We start from the raw sequence: 15,606 nt of genomic DNA, 5'->3' as shown, positions 1-15,606 counted from the left end.
ACAAAATTTCCTTGAGTACCCAACGGTAGCTAACTTAGCCCAAATCATTGAAGTAGTTTCTACAGCACAAAATGGTCAACTATCCATTACAAAAACACAAGAAGATTACGAAGAAGGAGAATTATGAAAAACTGTTTACCAAACAGATTTGTTACCATTGCAGTCTTAGTGAATTTGATGAAACAACAAAGTAAATTTATAGATTCCTGTTCTCTGTTAAAAACCTAAACGAGAATTTTCAAAACTCCTACATGGATGGATAAATATTGGTAAAATAAAACACATGAAAACAGTTGATTTTTTGTCTCATCTCAATCATTTAGGTATAAAAATATGGCTTGAAGATGATAAATTACGTTATCGTTCTCCTCAAGGAACAATGACACCAGAATTACTGGGAATATTAAAGGAGAGCAAGGAAGAATTAATCGCATTATTACGCCAAGAATCTGAAGATTTCAATCAAGAAAAAGCTTATGATGTCGCTATCTGTGGCGGTGGTTTAGCAGGTTTAACCCTAGCACGACAGTTAAAACTTCAAAATCCTAATATTTCGATTGTCGTTCTCGATAGAATGACTCGTCCTTTACCGGAAGCTACTTTTAAAGTGGGAGAGTCAACTGTTGAAGTAGGAGCTTTCTATTTAGCTAATACTCTTCATTTAACCGATTACTTTGAACAGCAACATTTAACTAAGCTAGGATTGCGATATTTTTTCAACAATTGGGAGACTAATTTCCAAAAAAGACCTGAACTCGGACTATCAGAGTTTCATGCCCCCAATTCTTATCAAATAGACAGGGGTAAATTTGAAAATGATTTACGCGAGTTTAATCTAGAAGCGGGAATAGAATTACGGGAAAATTGTTTAGTTAATGATATTGATCTCGCAGCCGGATTACAGCAACATCATAAAATTGTTTATACTCAAGGAGATGGAGAGCATAAAACAACCAACATAATTAAAGCTAGGTGGGTAGTTGATGCAATGGGCCGCCGGCGATTTCTTCAAAGGAAACTGGGCTTAGATAAACCTAACAACGATCAATTTAGTGCTGTTTGGTTTCGGGTTGAAGGTCGCTTTGATGTCAGCGATTTTGTGCCTAGTAGTGAGGAAAAATGGCATAATCGCGTTCCTAACAAAAACCGTTATTATTCCACCAATCATTTATGCGGTAAAGGATACTGGGTTTGGACAATTCCCTTGTCTACTGGTTATACCAGTATTGGGATTGTCGCTCGTCAAGACATTCATCCTTTGAAAAATTATCATAACTACGAACTGACATATCAGTGGTTAAAGAAAAACGAATCAATTTTGGCTTTTCACCTAAAAGATAAACAACCCGAAGACTTTCGGAAAATGCCAAAATATAGCTACTCATCTAAACAAGTATTTTCCATCAATCGTTGGGCTTGTGTAGGGGAAGCTGGTACATTTCCAGATCCATTTTATTCTCCAGGTACAGATAATATTGGTTTTGGTAATTCATTAACTACCCAGATGATTGAACTTGACCTTGAAGGGAAGCTTGTTCAGGATACAGTTGAAGATGCTAATAACTTTTACCTAAGCTATAGCGATGGGGTAACGTTTAATATTCAAAATGCCTATAATTGTCTGGGTAACGGAATAGTAATGTCATCAAAATTTATCTGGGATGTTTTGTCGGGATGGACATTCAGTGGTTTGATGATGTTTAATTCCATCTTCCTCGATCAGGAATTTAGAATAAAAGTTCAACAGCTAAATGCAAAGTTTTTCCCCCTTTCCTATCGGATGCAAAATTTATTCCGAGACTGGGCTAATAAATCTTTGCATCGGGTTAACTTTGAATTTATTGATTATTTAGCTATTCCCTTTGTTAATGAACTGCGAACCCGTAATTTAAAATACAACAAAACACAGTCAGAAATTATTGAAGATTATCTTATTAGCCTAAAATTAGTCGAAGAAGTGGCGCAAGTTATTTTCAAACTAGCATTAGAAGATACCATGCCAGAAATGTTACCTAAAGTTAACTCTAGCTCATGGTTAAATGCTTGGGCTATTAGCCTAGATGCTAGTAAATGGGAGGCTGATGGACTTTTTGATCCCAAGAGCGAACCCCGCAATTTAGACTTGATTCAACAACAACTTTGGGGAGCAATTGGCAAATGAAAGTAATAGAGTTTTTGTCTTATTTAAATAGTTTAGATATCAAAATTTGGCTTGAGGAAGAGAAGCTAAAATATCATGCTCCCAAGGGAGCGATGACAACAGAAATTAAGCAAGAAATAGGGACAAAGAAACCTGAAATTCTCGCCTTTTTAAAACAAGCGAAAACGCCCTTTAGCTCTGTTGAATCAGCCATTACTCCCGTCTCACGAGATCAAGATTTACCCCTCTCTTTTGCCCAGCAGAGGCTCTGGTTTTTGCACCAGCTTTCACCCGACAGTCATTCTTACAATATGCTGGAGGCTATGCGGCTAGATGGCTCACCCAATATAGCTGCACTCTCACAGAGCCTGAATGAACTCCTTCGCCGCCACGAAGTCTTAAGAACCAGTTTCCCCACGGTAGACGGAAAACCGATCCAGCTAATTGCCCCTCCTACTGCCTTAAATTTGCCAATCCATGACTTACAAGGGTTGTCAGCCGAAGAACAAACTACTCACATTCGAGAAATGGCGAAGTCGATTGCGTCCCAGCCGTTCGATTTAGCTGTGGGGCCATTAGTACAATTCACCCTACTGCAACTGAGTGAACAAGAGTATGTATTGCTGTTGAAGATGCACCACATTATCTACGATGGCTGGTCTTTGAATATCTTCTTCGGTGAATTATCTCAGTTATATACAGCCTTCGCTCAAGGATTGCCCTCCCCACTACCGGAATTACCCATCCAGTATGCCGACTTTGCTTTTTGGCAACGTCAGTGGTTGACAGGCGAAGTCCTCGATCGCCAACTCAATTACTGGCAAAAACAGTTAGCGGGTGTCCCTCCCGTATTAGAACTACCTAACGTTAGCGAAACTGGCCGTAGGCATCGCTCACGCCCCCCAGTTCAGTCTTTTCAGGGTGCAGTTGAGTCTTTTCTATTAGATCGCGACCTCACACAACGCCTTAAGCAACTGAGTCAGGAGTCAGAGACAACTCTGTTTATGACCCTACTAGCAGCTTTTTTGGTCTTGCTCTCTCGTTATAGCGGTCAGTTAGATATTGTTGTTGGCTCCCCCATCGCTAACCGCAACAGCAAAAGCGTCGAGCAGCTAATGGGATTTTTTGCTAACACCCTAGCACTAAGGGGCGATCTCTCTGGAAACCCCAGCTTTGCTGACTTTTTAGCGCAAGTGCGGCAAACTACGTTGTCAGCTTATGCCCACCAAGACTTACCCTTTGAAATGTTGGTGGAAAAATTACAGGTAGATCGAGATTTGAGTCGTAATCCCCTGGTACAAGTGCTGTTCTCGCTCCAGAATACCCCACAGTCTTCTAGCAATTTGCCAGGTTTAACTATCCAGAATATGTCCTTGCCAATTGATGTAAAAGTCAGATTTGACCTGGAAGTCAACTTCTGGGAAGTTCCCGGAGGTCTGGAGGGTGTTTGGTGCTATAACACTGATTTATTTGATGCGGCTACAATTACCCGGATAGGTAAAGATTTTAAACCTTTAATCCAAGCAATTGTCGCCAATCCGAAAGCGCGAATTTCTGAATTACCACTGTTGAGTGCAGCAGAACGTCATCAATTGTTGGTGGAGTGGAACGATACTCAAACCGACTATTCATCTGATAAATGTATTCATCAGTTGTTTGAGGAGCAGGTTGAGCGTACACCTGATGCAGTAGCGGTGGTATTTGAAAATCAACAACTGACTTATGGTGAGTTAAATTGTCGCGCTAACCAGTTAGCCCATTACTTGCGCTCTTTGGGTGTGGGAGCAGATGTACTAGTTGGGTTGTGTGTGGAGCGATCGCCTTTAATGATTGTGGGAATGTTGGGAATTCTCAAAGCGGGTGGTGCTTATGTGCCACTTGACCCAGAATATCCCCAAGAGCGTTTAAGCTTTATGCTCGCAGACACTGATGTAAAAGTGCTGTTGACTCAAGAGAAATTAGTAGAGTCACTTTCTCAACATCAGGTTCGTGTCATCTGCTTAGACGCAGACTTGCAGAGCGTAAATCAAGACAATCTCAACAGCACAATCACTTCAGAAAACTTATCCTATGTGATTTATACTTCCGGTTCTACAGGGAAACCCAAGGGAGTCGTCGTTACTCATCAGGCTGTAAATCGACTGGTGTTAAATACCAACTATATACAGTTATCTTCTAGCGATGGCATTGCTCAAGCTGCAAACATTGCTTTTGATGCTGCAACCTTTGAAATTTGGGGAGCATTGCTACACGGAGCCAAGCTGGTTATTATCCCTCAATCTGTATTACTTTCACCTCAAGAATTTGCTGTAAATATCCGCAGCCAAGAGATTAGCGTGTTATTTTTAACCACAGCTTTATTCAATCAGTTAGCCAGTTTTGTCCCACAGGCATTTAGTTCTTTAAAATATCTACTATTTGGTGGTGAAGCGGTTGATCCCAAATGGGTGCAAGAAGTATTAGAAAAAGGCGCTCCACAGCAACTATTGCATGTCTATGGGCCAACAGAAAACACCACTTTTTCTTCTTGGTACTTGGTAGAAAATTTACCAACTACAGCTACAACTATCCCCATTGGAAGACCTATTGCCAACACACAAATCTACATCTTAGACGAGTATCTGGAACCAGTTCCTGTGGGTGTGCCAGGAGAATTACATCTTGGTGGTGCAGGATTAGCAAGAGGGTATCTCAACCGTCCAGAATTGACTGATGAGAAATTTATCCCCAATCCCTTTGAGGAGGCAGGCAGTAAATTATATAAAACTGGGGATTTGGCCTGTTATCTACCTGACGGTAACATCGAATACTTAAGGCGCATCGATAATCAGGTAAAAATTCGTGGTTTCCGCATCGAATTGGGAGAAATTGAAGCAGTACTGAGGCAACATAGCGATGTGCAAATATCTTGCGTCATTGTCCGCGAAGATACCCCAGGTGAGAAGCGCTTAATTGGCTACGTAGTGCTGCAAAAAGAGGCGACAATTACACCAGGCGAACTGCGTCAGTTCCTTGCAGATAAACTACCTACATACATGGTTCCTAATGCTTTTGTCATTTTAGAGTCCTTGCCCTTAACTCCTAACGGTAAAGTAGATCACCGCGCATTAAGAGCAATTACTAACATTAGTAGCTTCAAAAAATTTGTTCAACCCCGTAACCAATTAGAACTGCAACTAGTACAAATCTGGTCAAAAACTCTTAAGGTTGACAAAGTAGGAGTACAAGATAACTTTTTTGACCTTGGCGGTCATTCCCTTTTAGCTGCCTACTTAATGGATCAAATTCAGCAGCAGTTTGGGAAAAATTTGCCCTTAACAACCCTTTTTCAAAATCCAACTATTGAACAGTTGGCAACAATTGTACAAAAAGAATCGGATGATTCTAATTCTTCTTGTTTAGTAGCACTTCAGCCAAATGGTTCAAACTTACCTTTCTTCTGCGTTCCAGGCGCTCCTGGCAAGCCTTTCTACTTCTATCACTTAGGGCGTTATTTAGGGCTAGACCAACCGTTATATAGTTTTGAAAATAATCTACATGAATTAGAGCCAGACCCCCGACTTGAAGATATAGCGAGTCATTACATTCAAGCAATGCAAGCTGTGCAACCGCAAGGGCCATACTTTTTGGGAGGGCATTCTTATGGAGGTAATGTAGTTTTTGAAATGGCCCAGCAGTTAGTTGCTCAGGGACATGAAGTTGCTCTATTAGTTGTAATTGATGCATCTGCATCAACTTATAAAGACAAGCAATTCCTTGCTGATTACATTGATTGGGATGATGATATGTGGCTAGCTGAGGTGAGCAAAGGAATAAAACTTTATTTAGATAAAAACGTTGATATTTCCTACGAGACTCTCCAAACCTTGACTAGTGAGGAGAAACTAAAATACCTTTTACACTATTTCAAAATGGCAAATATATTGCCTCCTAATGCTCAAACTACGGAACTTAAAAATCTTGTACAAGCTTATAAAACTAGCTGTTTGTGTTTAGTTGATTATGTACCAAAACAGATTTATCCAGGTAAACTTACGATTATACGGGCTAAAGAGGATATGCCAGAAGACCCTAATAATCATTTAAATACCAAAGATTCAGATGACTTATCCTTGGGCTGGAGCGAGTTTTGTTCCCAACCAGTGGATATCAATTTTGTACTAGGAAACCATATTACGATTATGGCTGAACCCCATGTCCAAGTTTTAGCCGAACATTTGAAAGATTCCATCAAGAAGGCATGGAAATAGGAAATTGGGGGAACGAAGGAATGAGTGAGGCGTGGTGAATAACAAATGACAAACAACAAACAACAAATAACAATGGATAAAAGCGAATATATTAGCCAATTTGACAGTTTAATTTTAAATCCGGGGACTAGAAAGATATTCGGACAAGAAGAGTTTTTTAATGTAGGTTATTGGCTCTCTGATACTCAAAATCAGCAGTCAGCCTGTTTTAACCTGATGGAAAAGCTTTTAGCATTTATTCCAGAAAAAAAGGGCACTATCCTTGATGTTGGCTGCGGTTTAGGAGCAACTACCAGTTATCTACTCAAGTATTACTCGCCTGCTGACGTTGTTGGTATTAATATTTCCACCAAGCAACTTGAAAGAAGTACAGCTAATGCACCAGGCTGTAACTTAATTTGCATGGATGCCGTGCAGATGGAATTTGAGGATAATTTTTTCGATAACATTATATGTGTTGAAGCAGCATTCTACTTTGATACTAGGGAGAAGTTTTTCAAAGAGGCAGCGCGGGTATTGAAGCCAGGAGGTAATCTGATTCTCTCTGATATCATTTTTGAAAATATCCAGTATTTCGGTGATTGGATTATTACTCCCAAAAATATTGTCAAAGATATTGAGGAGTATAAAAATCTTTGCCAACAGGCAGGATTACAAATTTTAGAATTGGTAAATGTAACAGATGAGTGTTGGAAAACCCATTACCGTTATCTAAAATCTTGGCTTTTAAATGAATTTGCGGCCGGAGATATAGATGAAGAAGCTTATCAGTTAAATGTGGATGCTATAGATGGTTTGCTAAATACTTCATCTATAGATTATTTATTGGTTTCAGCAAAGAAACCAGTAACAAATTTCTGAGAGATAACAGTTTTCGTGATTGAAAAATAGATTACATAACTTTTTAATTTTATGAGGCAAACAATGTTTCAGTCGCTATCGGGTAAGAAAGTGGTGATTATTGGCATCAGTTCAGGGGTAGATATCGCGATCGCTCAAAAAATGGTAGAACTGGGGGCAAAGGTTATCCTTTCCCACTCATCTCAAGAGAAATTAACTGAGGCGCTGGCGTTGATCTCTGGAGAGATTCAGGGCAAAACTGTCGATCTGGTGAATGAGGATTCAGTCAATGGTTTTTTTGAGCAGATCGGAAACTTCGATCATTTGGTGGTAACGGCTATGGGCGACAGAAATATGCCGCGATCGCTCCTAGCAGAAATGACTACACAAACGGCTCAAGGTGCAATGGAGAAATTCTGGGGAACGTTTTTTGCTGTGCGTGCATCGCTGAAAAATATAGCGGCTGACGGCTCTATTACTCTCACATCCAGCGTCACCATCTTTAAATCTTCAAAAATGGGAGGGATTTCTGCGATCGCAGCCGCCAATGGTGCAATTGCAACTTTCGGGCGATCGCTGGCATTAGAAATTGCACCAATTCGAGTCAATGTAATTGCTCCCGGACTCATAGAAGATCCAAGTATTTGGAGTAGTCAAAGCGAGTCCGAACGCTCAGACTTAACAAAATGGGCTGAAACATCTTTACCTGTCCAGCATCTTGGTAAAGCTGAAGAAGTGGCGCAAGCAGTGTTAAGTCTGATTGCGAATCCCTACATGACAGGGGTTGTTTTGCCTGTGGATGGCGGTGTAACTTTGCTGTAATCACCATTTACTCAAATTATGAATTATGAAAAATAAATTTTTTATTAAGCATTTACGATTCATAATTTATTTGATATCAGAGATTTCAGTTGATTTCTAAAATATGCCAAGCCAAGTTATTCAAACTCAACCCACAACAAATATTTTTTCAGATTTGACTCAATTCTGGAAAGATATAAAAGCGATTGCCGGCCCTTACTGGTATCCAACCGAGCCAGGGGAAAGATCATTTCCAGACGTTCTTCGCACCTGGGGAATGTTGATTATCCTGATATTACTAATAATCGCCCTTGTCGGTGTAACTGCTTTTAATAGTTTTGTTGGTCGTTATTTGGTCGATACTCTGATTCAAGAAAAAGATTATTCTAAGTTCATTAATATCTTATCAGTCAATATTGTTGGGCTGGTTTTGGTAACACTTTTAGTAGGATTTTCTAAATTTGTCAGAAAAAAAATTGCTCTTGATTGGTACAAATGGCTAAACAATCAAACCTTAGATAAATATTTAAGTAATCGTGCTTATTATAAAATTAACTTTAGATCCGATGTAGATAACCCAGATCAGCGTTTATCTCAAGAAATTGAACCTGTTACTAGTAGCGCTTTAAATTTTTCAGCTACTTTTCTAGAAAAACTGCTAGAAATGGGAACTTTTTTAATAATTATGTGGACAATTTCTCAAGAAATTGCTCTTATTCTTGTTGGTTATACGATCTTAGGAAATTTGATTGCTGTTTACTTAAATCAAAAATTAAATAAAATTAATCAAGATGAACTCGTATTTAAAGCCGACTATAATTATGCTTTGAGTCATGTTCGTAATCATGCTGAATCAATAGCTTTTTTTCGGGGAGAAAAACAAGAATCAAATATAATTCAGCGTCGATTTAATAATCTGATCAAAAACATAGAAAGCAAGATAAGTTGGGAAAGAGGTACAGAAATTTTTAGTCGAGGATATCAATCTGTTATCCAGATATTCCCATTTTTAGTACTTGCACCTTTATATATTAGAGATGAAATTGATTTTGGAGAACTTGGACAAGCCGCTTTAGCTTCTAATATGTTTGCTATTGCTTTGGGAGAATTAATCACTGAATTTGGAACTTCAGGAAGATTTTCTAGTTACGTTGATCGTTTAGCAGAGTTTTCAAATGCTTTAGAAGAAGTAACTAAAGAACCAGAGAATGTCAGTACTATTAAAACAATAGAAGAAAACCATCTCGCTTTTGAGCATGTCACTTTACAAACTCCCAACTACGAGCAGGTGATTGTTGAAGATTTGTCACTGTCTGTTCAACCTGGAGAAGGTTTATTGATTGTTGGGCCGAGTGGTCGAGGTAAAAGTTCTCTGTTGAGAGCGATCGCTGGTTTGTGGAATGCAGGAACTGGCCGCCTGGTACGACCTCCCTTAGAGCAAGTCTTATTCTTACCTCAGCGTCCTTATATAATTTTGGGAACTTTACGCGAACAGTTACTCTATCCTCAGACAACTCGCAAAATGAGCGATCGCGAACTCGAAGAAGTTTTGCAACAAGTCAACCTGCAAAACTTGCTCAGTCGAGTCAATGGTTTCGATACAGAGGTTCCTTGGGAGAACATATTATCGCTGGGAGAACAACAACGTTTGGCATTCGCACGGCTATTAGTTACTCATCCTAGCTTCACCATCTTAGATGAAGCGACCAGTGCTTTAGATTTGAAAAATGAAGGAAATTTATATCAACAATTACAAGAGGCAAAAACAACATTTATCAGCGTTGGACATCGGGAAAGTTTATTTAATTATCATCAATGGGTTCTAGAACTTTCACAAGATTCTAGTTGGCAACTTGTAACAGTACAAGATTATCGGCGGCAAAAAACAACTGAAATTGCCTCTAATCCCTCTCACAATGCTCAAATTAAAATAGATGATTTTTCTAATCAGGAATCTCAAATTCAACCAGAAATTGGGGTAGTAAAATTCACTACTGAAGGCTTTTCTCATAAAGAAATGCAGGCATTAACAGACTATTCTCTTGGAAGTATTAGAAGTAAAGCAAGCCTTGGTAAGTCCATTACTGCCGAGGACGGGTTTAACTACTACTACAACAAAGACCCCAAAGTTTTGAAATGGTTAAGAGTTTAGTGGTTACTCATGCTTTTTAGGTAACACAATTTCAATATTAGGCATAAAAAATGACAATAATTTTTGTAGATAAACAAGAATTAGCCAAACAAATAGTCCAATTTATTGAGCAAAATGAAATTACCATTGCTATCAAAAAACTCCGTCAAGAAGCAGCGCAATCTTATGAACTTCCTCCAGCTTGGTTACTCAAAACAGCAGATGCTTTAGAAAATAACGACTGGAGTATTTTGTCTGAAGACTTTATCAATATGGATTTTATTGGTAAAAACGGTTATTTCTTGATAATCGCACCTTACCAAATAAATCGACAATGCCAAAACCCAGTGGCTTTAAGTGCAATTTACGGCAAAATGCACGATAATTGCCAGCCATCTATTGAACAATTAGAAAATCTCTGTCGAGAAAAATTTGGAACACTAGGCCAAGCAATTCCTAGAAACCTTTCTTTTACTGAGATTGCTAGTTGCGGTAACACTAGTGGGGAAAGTGGTGAAGCTTTCATCGTCCCAAATGGATGGCCTTTTCCTAACAGTGTTTGTGGCCCAGCATTAAATAATGCTAGCCAGCAGCAACGACGTTTTTTAGGTTCTAGCCGCCAATGCATCCAAAAAGTATTTGAATATGAAACAGCTAATTTACTATTAGGCCCCTTAGAAGACGAAATCAATGGTGAACGCTATCGCCATATCGACACTCAAGTTCATGAAGCAGGACATGCAAGTGGTTTGGGATTTGACTTTAAGGTAAAACACAACCTTTTTCAAAACTATTACTATGCTGGTGTAGAAGAATGGCGATCTGATAGTTTAGGATTTGAGTTTGCAGCTTGTATTTTACCTGCACAAGAAGCTGGAAAGTTGGTAGCTGTCAATTTCTGTATTCGCTTTGGCTTAGATGCTCACCGTTTAGGAGGCATAGAAAAAGATACGGATGTATATGCTAGCCTGATCAGCTTAGAATATCTTTTTCAAAATGATGCTATATATGTTACTAAAAATGGTCAATTAGCTTTAAGGAATTTGAGTTATTCAGGTTTACTTCAAGCTGTGGAACTCCATCGGGCTCAAGCATTATCTCTGACTCGAAGAGAATTAAACTTAAAAAGTCCTACAGGTATTTTCTATCTGTACAAAATAGATATTCATCCATCAACTCAATCGATTTTTCAGGGGCTAGTTATGGAACGCTGTCAAGGGATTTGGGCGCAGTTACAATAATTTCATGTTGTTGCAATCGCAATAATATTGAAGACAACAGTCAATCTTAAATATAAAAAAGAAGGAACTAAATCATGACTACTTCTAATCAGATTAAATCGGCATTGTGGGAAAAAAAGCAAGAGTATCCCCTAACTACAGAATCTTTAAAAATGCTGCTTGAACACCGAATTCCTCTGATTCGGTTGAAAGATTTTGCAACACCCGAAGAGTGTGAGATGTTATATATTCAATCTCAATTACTCAATTTTAACGCTTATCAAGATGTCACTCCTAAAATTGAAAAAGTTGGCATAACAGTGTTTGAATATAACACCATTAGTAAAGCAAATTATTTTAAAGAAGTAGAACAAGCAACTAAATTAAGAGACTCCATTTTTGCAGCTTCTTTTAATCCATTGGAGCGCATAATGGCAAAATTCCGAGAGTGTGGCGCGAAAGTGCGAATTGCTTCGGAACCATTTTATGGTAGTTATTATGCAGGATTGATCAGAAAAATAGAACATGGTACTCAACTTCATATAGATTTTGCCCCATTGGAACAATCTGAATGGGAAGTTTGTACAATTACTGCTCAACTTTCCTGGACTTTGTATTTAAAGTTGTCTCCCAATAGTCATGGTAAAACGTGCATTTACGATCGCCAATGGCAACCAGAAGATGAGCAATATAAACTAGACTCCTACGGATATAGCGATCAAGTGCTTGCAGATGCAGATGCGATCGCTTTCCAGCCTTATGTCGGAGATGTATTGCTTTTCAATACAACAAACTTTCACTATGTTGAGCCGATGAATGGACAACGTGTAGCTTTTACTTCCATGATTGGATTACTTCCTAACGGTGAAATTATTTTCTGGTCTTGAAGCTAATAAGTTATACAATTTTGGATTTTGGATTATCCCCATCAATAAATTCCGGGGCTTGTTTTTCTAACAATCCAAAATCTAAAATCTAAAATTACTTGATAAGACAATTGGCAATTTGGAAAATACAGTAAGGAAGTGATTCATGCCCTTAGCAGCTGTGATGACTGCACCTAACCAACCAGTCGAAGTGCAACAATTACCATACCCGATTATGGAAAAGGGTGGGATCATTATTGAAACCTTATATTCTGAGGTTTGTGGAACTGATGTACATCTACTGCGTGGGCATTTAGAGGGAGTACCCTATCCAATTATTCCCGGTCACTTCTGTGTTGGTCGTGTGGTAGAAACAGGTGGAATTCTTTGTGATGTCAATGGTAAGTTAATTCACCCTGGAGCGATCGCTACCTTTTTAGATGTTCACGAAACCTGTTACAACTGCTGGTATTGTCTAGTAGCTAAAGCATCAACTCGCTGTCCTCAACGCAAAGTTTATGGTGTCACTTACTCAGCGAATGAGGGCTTACTCGGCGGTTGGTCTGAAGTGATTTACCTCAAACCAGGGGTTAAAGTTTTAATCCTACCCGAAGAAGTCTCACCAAGGCAATTTATTGCTGGGGGATGTGCTTTACCAACTGCATTACACGCTATCGATCGAGCGCAGATTCAAATTGGTGATGTTGTTGTGGTGCAAGGTTGTGGCCCTGTAGGTTTGAGTGTGGCAATTCTAGCTTTGCTATCAGGTGCAGGCAAAGTAATTGTCATTGATAAATTCGAGAGCCGATTAGTAACTGCAAAATCTTTTGGAGTCGATGAAACCCTTGTAATTAAGGCTAACGATCCACGACAACATATTGAGCGGGTTTTGAAATTAACGCACGGACATGGTGCTGATGTGACTATTGAAGCAACAGGCATTCCTATTGCTGTCAAAGAAGGCTTGAATATGACGAGAAATGGAGGTCGCTATGTTATTGTCGGGCATTACACAAACACTGGTGAGATTCTCATCAATCCACACTTAGAGATTAATCTCAAACATATTGATATTCGTGGAACTTGGGGAATTGATTTTAGCCATTTTTACAGAATGATTGAATTACTAAAACGTCATAGTGATTCCAGCAAAAATGTTGCTTGGGAAAGTCTAATTAGTCGTTCATACACACTAAACGAAATTAATCAAGCACTCGCAGATGTAGAAAAAGGCTCTGTATTAAAAGCTGTGATTGTTCCCAATCTATCTTGATAACAAGAACAGATTAAACAACTTGTGTAATAGGGAGAAGATATGCTCGAAGATTTAAAAATTGCCTTTATCGGTGGTGGGACGATGGGCGAAATGATCATGACTAGATTGTTATCAACGAAAATTGTCCCAAAACCTGATCTAATTATTGTCAGCGATCCACTTTCTACGCGATGCCTTCATTTGGAAAAGGAATATGGAATCCGTACTACAACCAGTAATATAGAAGCGATAAAAGGCGCATCCATTGTGATATTGGCGGTGAAGCCGCAGGTGTTAGGATCTGTTATGGCTATGCTGAAGGATAAAATTTCACCTGATACTTTAGTAATTAGTATTGTGGGTGGAGTGGGTATTGCATCTCTGTGTCAAGGGTTGAATCATGCTGCCGTTGTCCGTACAATGCCAAATATTGCAGTACAAGTTGGTCATGGAACTACGGTATGGAGCGCATCATCAAGTGTGACAGAGATACAGCGATCGCATACCCAAGTCATTTTACAAGCATTAGGCAAGGAATTTGCTACCCAAAACGAACATTACCTTGATATGGCAACAGCGCTGAGTAGCGCGGGGACTGGATTTGTGTTTCTGTACATCGAAGCGATGATTGATGCTGGGGTTCAGATGGGTTTAACTCGCACACAAGCCCAAGAACTAACCTTGCATACAATTGCCGGCAGTGTAGAACTGATGTTTCAGACTGATGAACATCCAGCAGTCTTACGAAACAAGGTAACTAGTCCTGGGGGAGTAACTGCTGCTGGTCTTTACGAATTAGAAAAAGGTGGTATGCGAACCGTCATCTCTAATGCAGTGCTTGCTGCTTTAAGCCGCACTCAACAAATAGGTGATATCAGTTAAAAAAGTCTGCTCGACTGCAAAGATAGTTTCGAGTTACAAGTACTGATTATTCAGCACTAAAAAATACTAACTTTGATAAAAAACTTTAGCTTAATTCCACAATATGAAAACCACAGTTGTTCAGCTACTGTAGCTACATTTTGAAGCTAAATTTAGTAATTGATCTGCTGCTAAAAGGTTAATTTTACTCTACAGATGTTTTCTATTATTCCCTATTTTGACAAAAATTTAATTTACAAGAAATTATGAGTGAGAAATTTCCCATGCTAAGAGCAATCAAGTGGCAAAGCTTAAATGACTGTGAAATGAATAATCAAAATTTCCAAGCATTGATGAGAAACGATATTCCATCAATTCGCATTTCTAAATTTGCTTCATCTGAAGAATGTCACAAATTAGCTCTAGCAATTGAAAAAGTTGGCTTTGATTTTTATAAAAATGTAGAGCCACCGATAGGAAGAATTGGAATTACCCAATTTGAATATATAAATAGGGATAAATTGGGATATTTTGATGCAGTTAAAAAAGCCAATACAACTTATAATCAGGTAACTTCTTTATCTTTTGACCCGCTAAAACGCTTGGCAACAACTCTGCGTCAGAATGTCTCAAGTAAAGTACAAATTGCTTATGAAGATGAAGCTTATGGGAATTATTTTGCCGGATTGATCCGTCAGATTAATATTGCCTTACTACACATAGACTTTGCTCAATTAGACGCTCCAAATTGGGGAATAGGAAATGTTACCTCACAGCTAGTATGGAATCTCTATATCAAAGCACCTAGCCAGGGAGGTATCTGCAAAGTCTACAATCGGCAGTGGCAGCCCGAAGATGAAAAATATAAAACTCCTGGTTCCTATGGCTATGATTCTTTTTTAGTAGCTAACTCAGAAGTAAAACATAATATTCCACTTATAGGAGATTTGGTCATCTTCAACAGCCGAAATTTTCATGAAGTCTTACCAGGCATTGGAGAACGTATAACAATTAGCTCTTTTATTGGAAAAAAGCCGGGAGGTGATTTGGTTTTTTGGTCTTGATACCAATTCTATGTGAAGCTGCATTTTATTCACGTAGGGGCAATTCATCAATTGCCCCTACAGTCTGTAGTTCTACATCAGTCTTAGAGGGTGTTTGAAAAGTTTTGAGGAGTAAAATTTTATGCCAATCGCCTCACCATGATCCGGATCATGGCAAGGTAGATAAACGTCTCTGATG

At 38.9% G+C, this 15,606-nt stretch carries 10 protein-coding genes; all 10 read left to right on the top strand.

Annotated elements, in window-relative coordinates; genetic code table 11:
- Positions 1-283: 283 nt before the first annotated feature.
- The 10 genes from V7K98_RS08545 (at position 284) to V7K98_RS08500 (ending at position 15,428) form a co-directional block, all read left to right on the top strand.
- Positions 284-2,161, top strand: coding sequence for an FAD-dependent monooxygenase (locus V7K98_RS08545; RefSeq protein ID WP_335020711.1), 1,878 nt, complete (start codon positions 284-286; stop codon positions 2,159-2,161).
- Positions 2,158-6,390, top strand: a complete 4,233-nt coding sequence (locus V7K98_RS08540; protein ID WP_335020709.1) for an amino acid adenylation domain-containing protein — start codon at positions 2,158-2,160, stop codon at positions 6,388-6,390. Before V7K98_RS08545 ends, V7K98_RS08540 begins: the two co-directional genes overlap by 4 nt.
- A gap of 45 nt (positions 6,391-6,435) precedes the next feature.
- Positions 6,436-7,251, top strand: coding sequence for a class I SAM-dependent methyltransferase (locus tag V7K98_RS08535; protein WP_335020707.1), 816 nt, complete (start codon positions 6,436-6,438; stop codon positions 7,249-7,251).
- A 51-nt stretch (positions 7,252-7,302) separates the two neighbouring features.
- Positions 7,303-8,052: an SDR family oxidoreductase gene (locus tag V7K98_RS08530; RefSeq protein WP_335020705.1), complete on the top strand. Its 750-nt coding sequence runs from the start codon at positions 7,303-7,305 to the stop codon at positions 8,050-8,052.
- Positions 8,053-8,155: 103 nt separating this feature from the next.
- The gene (locus tag V7K98_RS08525) at positions 8,156-10,183 is read left to right on the top strand and encodes an ABC transporter ATP-binding protein/permease (protein ID WP_335020703.1); all 2,028 of its coding nucleotides are present in this window, start codon (positions 8,156-8,158) and stop codon (positions 10,181-10,183) included.
- A 50-nt stretch (positions 10,184-10,233) separates the two neighbouring features.
- Positions 10,234-11,403, top strand: a complete 1,170-nt coding sequence (locus V7K98_RS08520) for a DUF6014 family protein (protein ID WP_335020701.1) — start codon at positions 10,234-10,236, stop codon at positions 11,401-11,403.
- A 74-nt stretch (positions 11,404-11,477) separates the two neighbouring features.
- Entirely contained in the window at positions 11,478-12,269 is a 792-nt protein-coding gene (locus tag V7K98_RS08515; protein WP_335020699.1) for a 2OG-Fe(II)-dependent halogenase WelO5 family protein, read from the top strand.
- 145 nt (positions 12,270-12,414) lie between these two features.
- The gene (locus V7K98_RS08510) at positions 12,415-13,521 is read left to right on the top strand and encodes a zinc-binding dehydrogenase (protein ID WP_335020697.1); all 1,107 of its coding nucleotides are present in this window, start codon (positions 12,415-12,417) and stop codon (positions 13,519-13,521) included.
- Positions 13,522-13,563: 42 nt separating this feature from the next.
- Positions 13,564-14,385, top strand: a complete 822-nt coding sequence (gene proC / locus V7K98_RS08505) for a pyrroline-5-carboxylate reductase (protein ID WP_335020695.1) — start codon at positions 13,564-13,566, stop codon at positions 14,383-14,385.
- 245 nt (positions 14,386-14,630) lie between these two features.
- The gene (locus tag V7K98_RS08500) at positions 14,631-15,428 is read left to right on the top strand and encodes a 2OG-Fe(II)-dependent halogenase WelO5 family protein (RefSeq protein ID WP_335020693.1); all 798 of its coding nucleotides are present in this window, start codon (positions 14,631-14,633) and stop codon (positions 15,426-15,428) included.
- Positions 15,429-15,606: the final 178 nt, after the last annotated feature.

It is taken from the genome of Nostoc sp. (genome assembly GCF_036917435.1).
GTDB lineage: Bacteria > Cyanobacteriota > Cyanobacteriia > Cyanobacteriales > Nostocaceae > Nostoc.
This window is presented reverse-complemented; position numbering and strand designations above follow the sequence as displayed.

Excerpts from the sequence above, each read along its gene's own strand:
- V7K98_RS08535 (WP_335020707.1), top strand. The coding sequence starts at position 6,436 with ATGACAAACAACAAACAACAAATAACAATGGATAAAAGCGAATATATT.
- V7K98_RS08540 (WP_335020709.1), top strand. The coding sequence starts at position 2,158 with ATGAAAGTAATAGAGTTTTTGTCTTATTTAAATAGTTTAGATATCAAA.
- V7K98_RS08520 (WP_335020701.1), top strand. The coding sequence starts at position 10,234 with ATGACAATAATTTTTGTAGATAAACAAGAATTAGCCAAACAAATAGTC.
- V7K98_RS08530 (WP_335020705.1), top strand. The coding sequence starts at position 7,303 with ATGAGGCAAACAATGTTTCAGTCGCTATCGGGTAAGAAAGTGGTGATT.
- V7K98_RS08515 (WP_335020699.1), top strand. The coding sequence starts at position 11,478 with ATGACTACTTCTAATCAGATTAAATCGGCATTGTGGGAAAAAAAGCAA.
- V7K98_RS08545 (WP_335020711.1), top strand. The coding sequence starts at position 284 with ATGAAAACAGTTGATTTTTTGTCTCATCTCAATCATTTAGGTATAAAA.
- V7K98_RS08525 (WP_335020703.1), top strand. The coding sequence starts at position 8,156 with ATGCCAAGCCAAGTTATTCAAACTCAACCCACAACAAATATTTTTTCA.
- V7K98_RS08500 (WP_335020693.1), top strand. The coding sequence starts at position 14,631 with ATGAGTGAGAAATTTCCCATGCTAAGAGCAATCAAGTGGCAAAGCTTA.
- proC (WP_335020695.1), top strand. The coding sequence starts at position 13,564 with ATGCTCGAAGATTTAAAAATTGCCTTTATCGGTGGTGGGACGATGGGC.
- V7K98_RS08510 (WP_335020697.1), top strand. The coding sequence starts at position 12,415 with ATGCCCTTAGCAGCTGTGATGACTGCACCTAACCAACCAGTCGAAGTG.